Origin of the sequence: Acidaminobacter sp. (genome assembly GCF_030247605.1) — a bacterium.
Classification (GTDB): domain Bacteria; phylum Bacillota; class Clostridia; order Peptostreptococcales; family Acidaminobacteraceae; genus Acidaminobacter.
In genome coordinates this window covers 1-1676 of the sequence record NZ_JAOTSB010000066.1, presented here as the reverse complement: position 1 = coordinate 1676, position 1676 = coordinate 1, and the positions used below count along the sequence as shown (strand labels likewise).

Below are 1676 nucleotides of genomic sequence, written 5' to 3'. Positions count from 1 at the left end.
ATCAGGCGCCAGTACGCTACGAGATACCGCCTGATGTAGTCCGTGAAGCCATAGTTAATGCCATTGCCCACCGCGACTACACCTCCGCCGGAGCTGTGCAGGTATCCGTCTTTGCCGACCGGGTCGAAGTCTGGAATCCTGGCACCCTGACGCCGCCGCTTACCATGGAAAGCCTGCGTCATCCCCACGGTTCCGTTGCGCGCAATCCCCATATTTGTGACGTGCTATTTCTTGCCGGTTATATCGAAAAATATGGCACAGGCACCCTCATGATGATCCGTGAAACTCTCGCCCACGATCTGCCAGAGCCTGATTTCATGCAGCGAGGCGGCGAGTTTACCATAACACTTTGGCGTGATTGGCTGACACCGGAGGTGCTGGCCGGGTACAACCTGAATGAGCGGCAGATGAAGGCGGTGTTGCTTGTTAAAACTGGAGAACAATTAAGCAATAAAGATTATCAACAAAAGTTTGAGGTGTCTAAGCCTACAGCTTCTCGCGACTTAGAGGAACTTGTAAGAATAGGCATCGTTACTAAGATTGGGACCACTGGGAAAGGAACATATTACATCCTTGACTGCAAAGGGCTCATAAAGGGCTCAAAGGGCTCATAAGTGTCCCCGACGTAAAGGGCTCACAAAGGGCTCAAACGTCTCATTCAACAGGACATTTAATCGTGCCACAACCCTGCCAATTGGGACATTGAATGGCTCTTGGATAACCCGACATAAACCAGACAGCCAAGTAAAATAGGAAGAGTGAAATTGAACAGCCAAAGCATGATCTGCAAGAACGCACTTTTGAGTTTGCTCGTGGGTAGTAAAACTTTGTCAGATCATGGATCATGTGCCGGGTGTCAGCAGATTTTGTCCAATCAGCTTTTGCGTTTTAGATGAGACCTCGCTGACCACGGAACAGAAGGCCGCACTGTATCAAGAACTGGTAAAACTGCGTAGCATGGCGTATCAAAAAATGAAGCATTTGAAATAAGAAGCAGAACGCTCAAAAAAATCGGGCTTTTTTGATGTGATTATTGTTATATCAGATGGTTAACCCCAAATTCCCGCATGCGGGAATTTGGGGTGATGTAAAGTTATTTTGTATCGTTCCCATGCTCCGGCGTGGGAACGCACTTGATGACGTTCCAGCGTCATCGGTTCGTTGGAGCGTGGAGACTATATGCAGGATGAAACACCTGCTTCTTCGTCCGCCATGCATACTTCCTGGGTGCAAACGATCCTTACAAATCACTGAAAACCACCCTCAAGGCCGAGATCAACGAAGATGCCTGGGCTTCACTGAACAGTGACACATCCCGACCGTTTGACAAACCGAAAACCGGTCGAATAGCGGTGAAGGTAATCAATCACTTGGGGGATGAGGTTATGAAGGTTTTTAGGGTGAACTAAGCAATGGCAATTGATCTGAATCAAATTGAGCGGATGCATAATTTCATACTGCCGACACAAAGGTTGGGTGAAATTCAGTGTGGCTCATTGAAGATGGATATGCTTACGCCAATTGGGAAAATGCTCAAAGTGCCTGACGTAAATAGCTTGGTATTTGCCAGGCAGGTGCTGGGGATGGTCGCAATTAGGAGTTCGGATACGAATGAAGAACATGATGGTCAAATTGAGGCTGCTGGCCTCTCTGATGATGACATTTTACAGATCTCC

At 47.9% G+C, this 1676-nt stretch carries 2 protein-coding genes; both read left to right on the top strand.

What is annotated here, in order from left to right:
• A partial coding sequence (locus OEL90_RS15050) for an ATP-binding protein (protein WP_300689949.1) occupies window positions 1-614 on the top strand: 614 nt, incomplete at its 5' end.
• Between the two features lie 798 nt (window positions 615-1412).
• On the top strand, window positions 1413-1676 hold a 264-nt coding region (locus tag OEL90_RS15045), incomplete at its 3' end, for a hypothetical protein (RefSeq protein ID WP_300689947.1).